The following is a 5,633-nucleotide window of genomic DNA, read 5'->3' as shown; positions in this document are numbered from 1 at the left end:
GGGCTTGCTCGCGAAAGCAGTGTGTCATTCAACCCACATGGCGACGGTTACACCGCCTTCGCGAGCAAGCCCGCTCCCACATTTGATCGCATCGAGTCAGGGAGACCGAGTAAAAGTTTCCCTTTGTATATCTGCCACAACCACAACAATACAGGCACTGGAGCACCCCACATGAGCACCCCATCTTCCGGCCAAAGCGCCGGGCAATTGGAAACACGCGGCATCGAACCGGTCCCTGAAAGCGAGTGCAACGGCCACCCGCTGCAACTGTTCTGGGTGTGGTTCGCGGCCAACATCAGCATCCTCGGTTTGCCACTCGGCGCGACGCTGGTAGCGTTTCGCGGCCTGGCGATTTGGCAGGCGATCATCGTCGCGATTCTCGGCGCGGCCGGCTCCTTCGCGGTGGTGGGCATCATCTCCATTGCCGGTCGCCGTGGCCGTGCGCCGAGCCTGACCCTGTCCCGCGCCATCTTCGGCGTGCGCGGCAATATCGGGCCGACCATCGTCTCGCTGATGTCGCGCCTGGGCTGGGAAACCGTCAATACCACCACGGCCGCCTTTGTGCTGCTGTCACTGTGTTCGATTGTGTTCGGCTCGCCGGTCGAGGCGAAAAGTGCGCCGGTGCTGACCCTGTTGTTCATCGCGATTTTTGTGCTGCTGACGTTGTCCGTTTCCGGCCTCGGCCATGCCACCTTGCTGGTGATCCAGAAGTGGGCAACCTACGTGTTCGGCGCCTTGAATATTCTGGTCGGCGGCTTCCTCTGCGCCACCATCGACTGGAGCGCGGTGTTCAACGCCACACCGGCACCGCTGAGCGCGATGATCATCGGCGTCGGCACCATGGCCGCCGGTACCGGCATCGGTTGGGCCAACGCCGGTGCCGACATGTCGCGCTACCAGCACCGTAGCGTCAAGGCCGTGCGCCTGGTGGCGTCCGCCGCGTTTGGTGCGGGCATTCCGCTGGTGTTGCTGATCACCCTCGGCGGCCTGCTGTCGGTGGGCAACAACGACCTGGCCTCGGCCACGGACCCGATCATTGCGATCCGCGACATGCTGCCGACCTGGATGGCCGTGCCGTACCTGATCACCGCGTTCGGTGGGCTGTTGCTGTCGAACAACCTCTCGGTGTACTCGGCCGGTCTCACCACCTTGACCCTCGGCTTGAAGGTCAAGCGCGTACACGCGGTGATCGTCGACATCGTCGCGATCTTCGCCGGTTCGATTTACTTCATGCTGATCGCCGACAGTTTCTACGGCCCGTTCATCACCTTCATCTCGTTGCTGGCGGTGCCGATCACCGCGTGGGTCGGCATCTTTGTAGTCGACTTGGTCCACCGTCACTACTACAGCGCCAAAGACCTGCTCGACGTCACGCCGAGCAGCGCCTACTGGTACCGCGGCGGTGTGGAATGGCGCGCGTTTGGCGCCTGGGCCGTGGCGATCGTGCTGGGTTTCAGCTTCACCACCATTGGCACCACCGCGCAAAACATCTGGTTCGCCGGGCCATTGTCCGACTCCTGGCTGGGCCACAACGGCCTGGGCTGGATCGTCACGTTCCTGGTCGCCGGCGGGATTTATGCAGTACTGGGCGGTGCAGCTGACCGTCGCCCGGCTTTGGTAGAGAGTCACAATGTCTAGATTGCTGCACACCGGCCAGGTCATCGTCGACCTGGTCATGGCCCTCGATACCCTGCCCGCGACCGGCGGCGACGTGCTGGCGAAAACCGCCAGCTTTGAAGCCGGCGGTGGCTTCAATGTGATGGCTGCCGCGCGTCGCAATGGTTTGCCGGTGGTCTACCTGGGCCGTCACGGCCAGGGGCGCTTCGGCGACCTGGCGCGTGCGGCCATGCAGGCTGAAGGCGTGCAGATGGCGCAACCCGCCAGTGACGGCAAGGACACCGGTTTGTGCGTGTCGCTGACCGAGGCCACGACCGAGCGCACCTTCATTTCCCACATTGGCGCTGAGGGCGACTTGAGCGCCGGGGACTTGGCTGGCGTGGTACCGCGCGCTGAAGATTATGTGTACGTCAGCGGCTACAGCCTACTGCTGGAGGGCAAGGCTCAGGCCTTGCTCGATTGGCTGCTGGCGCTGCCGCGAGACATCACGGTGGTGTTCGACCCGGGCCCACTGGTCAAGGCGCCGGATTCGGCCCTCATGGTTGCGTTGCTGCCGCGCATTGATATCTGGACCAGCAATGGCCCGGAAGCCTTGGCGTTTACCGGTGCCGCAACGCTCGCCGAGGCGCTGCTCGATCTCAATCGCCACTTGCCTGCCGAGGCCTTGCTGGTGGTGCGCGACGGGCCGAATGGCTGCTGGGTCAGTTGCCAGGGCCAAGCCGAGCATGTACCGGGTTTCAAGGTGCAGGCGGTGGACAGCAATGGGGCGGGCGATGCTCATGCCGGCGTGTTTCTCGCCGGGTTGGCGGGCGGCTTGAAACCTGCGCAAGCGGCACGGCGCGCCAACGCCGCCGCCGCATTGGCAGTCACGCGCTGGGGCCCGGCGACGTCACCGGGCACTGCCGAAGTGGACGCATTGTTGGCAGAGTAGGGGCCACAGAACTCGTTCAATTGTGGGAGCGGGCTCCCACAATTGAACGGCTGTTTGTTTAACCGGCTTTTTTCAGCGCCTCAATCAGCTCATCCTTGCGCATGCTCGAGCGGCCTGGAATGTCCTTGGCTCGCGCTTCCTTCATCAGGCTTTCCTTGGTCTGCGTCGCCAACGAAGTACGGCTGCCGCGAGGGTGACCCTCACGGCTGGCGGCAGCTCGTTTGGACGACTCATGGCGGTCCTCGGCCTTTTTCGCCGGCGCCTTGCGTTGACCGGAACCGCCGGTTTTTTCACCGCCGCCCGATTGCTTGTTGACGGTGGCCCAGGCGCGCGCTTCGGCTTCCTCCTTGGACACTCCCTTGTGCTCATAACTGTCTTCGATATGAGCAGCCTTGCGCTTCTGTTCGGTGGTGTATTTAGCTTTGCTTCCACGAGGCATCGCGATACTCCTTCTGGCCCCAGCAACAGGGCCAGACCAGAAAATGGATTACTGAGGGCCCTGGCCTTCGAGCTTGCGCGCCTCATCGACACCGGAGGCGGTCAGCTTGATCGGCAGGTTCAACGCATATTCACCGGCGGCGTCGGTGGTCACATGACCATCCTTGATAAGCCCACGGTCCTGCAGGAACGCCAAGACACTGGCGACCTCCTTTTCACCGCGGTAGTTGTCCAGCACCTCCTTGCCCAGGCCATTGGGATGGGCGTGGAGCAGGCGGGTGAGGACTTCTTTTTCAAGGTTTCTGTCGACGTTCATGCATACCTCTTCACTGGGAAATGGTCGGGTGTTCGTCTTGCGATCGATGCATCAAGGCGCAGGTTGTTTTGGTGCGCCCGGGATGTTCGAGTCGTCGCCTTTGTTGACCTTCGGCTCATTGCTGTTGCCCGGGCCCATTTTGCCGTTACCCACGGCAGCGGGGGCCTGGCGCTGGGTGTCGTTGCCTTGGGTGCGCGGGTCAGCACCGGCACCGTTGTCGATGATCGCGCCACCGTTGGTGTCGAGGCCGGTGCCCATCGAATCCTGGGATTCCTGGGTGGCAGGGCTTGGCGGGCTGCCGACGGGGTCGGTCTTGCCGGTCGACGAGGTCGCGGCGAAGGCGCTCAGGGACGCGGCAGACAACAGGCCGGTGAGGGCGAGGGCAGCAAACTTGGAATTCTTCATGGGGGTGTCTCCATATGATTAATGTCCTTACCCTTTATTGGTCAGCCCCCCTTTGCGGTTCGTGCCTTGATGGCGACGAACGGTCTTTACTGACCTGTAAGATTTTGTGTGCCGAGCGCCGACGCCCTATCAGGCGCGCGACGGTGATCATCCAGTTCAGCGCCGCGATGGCCAGCACGCTCAGCATCAGGGCCGACAGGCCGTAATCGACGATGATCCGGCCCGCCAGCCACGGAAACCCGAAGACACCGACAAAGTACGCCAGGCTGAACAGCAACAACGCCTGGGACGTGTGACCGGCCGGCGCTTCGTGGGCCACCAGACCGTTGATCACCGAGTACGTCAGGCCATACCCGACACCCAGCAGCGCAGCGGCGAGCAAATAGCTGAAATTGCCGCTCACGCCAAACGCGAACAGCACGATTGAGCCCAGCATCACCCCGGACAACACGAAGGCCGCCCGGTAGGCGTCACGCTTGACCACAAAGCCGGCGATCAACAGGCGGCTGGTGATCGCCGCACTCAGGAACCCGGCGAAGAACAGCGAGTAGTCCAACCCATGCGCGGCGGCGTAGCTGGTCTGGAACGATGAAAGCCCGCCAAACACGCACCCTCCCAGGCCGACCATCAAGATCGCGAACGCCGCCTTGGAGGACAGCACGCGTCGGCTGGCCGTCCAGGAAATCCTCGCTGTCGGCACATTCGCGTGTTGTTTGAGGTGTGCACCCAGGCGCCAGAACATCACCACCCCGGCGAGGCTCGCCAGGGCGGCGATATAAAACGCCGTGGTCAGCGGCAGGTCCAGCGCACTGGCGGCTCGCCCCAGTAACGGTCCGGAGCCGATCCCGCTCAACATGCTGCCCGACAGCAGCGCAAAATATTGGGCGCGCTGCGCGGGCTCTATCAGTTGAGTGACGATGATCGGGCCCAGCGTGTAGAACACGCCCCAGCCCAACCCCAAGGCCAGCCCGAACAGCATCAAGCCCTGGCCAAACCCGGGCATCAAGGCAAAGCCCAGGCAGGCGACCACCAACAACACCCCCATGCCCGCAATGGCCCGCGCCGCGCCCAGCGCATCCGCCAAATGGCCAGAGAACACCACGGCCACGAAGGTGCTGAGCATCGCGGCGGAAATCACACTGCCCGCATCATGCTCATTTCCCCCGCGCGAATGAATCAGCAGCGAGAGCAAAAACGTCGAGCCGTACGACAGCGACAACAGAAAGCTGGCAAGGCAAAACAGGGCGAATATCTTCGCGCCCGTCGGGGCAGTTGGGTGCATGGGCGAACCTTGGAATCGTTGGCGTTATGGGCAACTTTTACCATGCGCGCCTGGGCGGATTGTTCTGGGGTTGGTGGTGCTTGCATTAGCCTGCAACGGAGTAACGGCGCGTTTTACCCCGGCCAGGCTGGCGGGCGGTGAAATTGCACTGCAATCGGTCATGAAACCGCCTTAGTATGTGGGCTTTGAATTTGCCCAAGGTTCGCCCATGACCATTGAGATTCGCCCCGCCGTGCCCAGCGATGCTGCGCAGATCCTGACCTTCATTACCGAGCTTGCCGAATACGAAAAAGCCCGGCACGAAGTGATCGCCAGCGTGGTGGATATCGAGCGCAGCCTGTTCAGCGAGGGCGCCACCGCCCACGGACTGATCTGCTTGCGGGACGGTTTGCCGATCGGTTTTGCGGTGTTCTTCTTCAGCTATTCCACCTGGCTCGGCAGCAACTGCCTGTACCTCGAAGACCTGTACATCAACCCGGAGCAACGCGGCGGCGGGGCGGGCAAGAAGTTGCTGCGCCACCTGGCGAAGATCGCCTGCGACAATGGCTGCGGGCGTTTTGAGTGGAGCGTGCTGGACTGGAACGAGCCGGCAATTGCTTTCTACAAGTCCATTGGCGCGCAACCGCAGGAAGAGTGGGTTCGCT

The 5,633-nt window shown here is 62.7% G+C and carries 7 protein-coding genes; 3 read left to right on the top strand and 4 right to left on the bottom strand.

The features are described 5' to 3' along the window. The first annotated feature begins 171 nt into the window (after nt 1-171). The gene (locus WBB95_RS13750; RefSeq protein WP_424488069.1) at nt 172-1,638 is read left to right on the top strand and encodes a purine-cytosine permease family protein; all 1,467 of its coding nucleotides are present in this window, start codon (nt 172-174) and stop codon (nt 1,636-1,638) included. Beyond that, nucleotides 1,631-2,548: a PfkB family carbohydrate kinase gene (locus WBB95_RS13745; protein WP_424488068.1), complete on the top strand. Its 918-nt coding sequence runs from the start codon at nt 1,631-1,633 to the stop codon at nt 2,546-2,548. Before WBB95_RS13750 ends, WBB95_RS13745 begins: the two co-directional genes overlap by 8 nt. Before the next feature lie 58 nt (nt 2,549-2,606). Here WBB95_RS13745 and WBB95_RS13740 read toward each other — a convergent pair whose 3' ends face one another. From WBB95_RS13740 to WBB95_RS13725, 4 genes are read right to left on the bottom strand one after another with little or no spacing between them, the layout of a single operon-like run. Continuing rightward, nucleotides 2,607-2,987 carry a Rho termination factor N-terminal domain-containing protein gene (locus WBB95_RS13740; protein WP_424488067.1) on the bottom strand — a complete coding sequence of 127 codons (381 nt, stop codon included), beginning with the start codon at nt 2,985-2,987 and terminating at the stop codon, nt 2,607-2,609. Between the two features lie 48 nt (nt 2,988-3,035). After that, entirely contained in the window at nt 3,036-3,302 is a 267-nt protein-coding gene (locus WBB95_RS13735) for a hypothetical protein (RefSeq protein WP_424488066.1), read from the bottom strand. A 51-nt stretch (nt 3,303-3,353) separates the two neighbouring features. After that, complete coding sequence (locus WBB95_RS13730; protein ID WP_424488065.1) at nt 3,354-3,707, bottom strand: hypothetical protein; 354 nt, start codon at nt 3,705-3,707, stop codon at nt 3,354-3,356. A gap of 34 nt (nt 3,708-3,741) precedes the next feature. Next, a complete protein-coding gene (locus WBB95_RS13725; RefSeq protein ID WP_424488064.1) occupies nt 3,742-4,989 on the bottom strand; it encodes an MFS transporter in 1,248 nt (415 codons plus the stop codon). Between the two features lie 208 nt (nt 4,990-5,197). On the opposite strand from WBB95_RS13725, the gene WBB95_RS13720 reads away from it, so the two are divergent. Beyond that, nucleotides 5,198-5,633, top strand: a 436-nt coding sequence (locus WBB95_RS13720; protein WP_424488063.1) for an N-acetyltransferase family protein, incomplete at its 3' end; no start/stop codon positions are given.

The organism is Pseudomonas sp. (genome assembly GCF_049645325.1).
Taxonomy (GTDB): domain Bacteria; phylum Pseudomonadota; class Gammaproteobacteria; order Pseudomonadales; family Pseudomonadaceae; genus Aquipseudomonas.
This window is presented reverse-complemented; position numbering and strand designations above follow the sequence as displayed.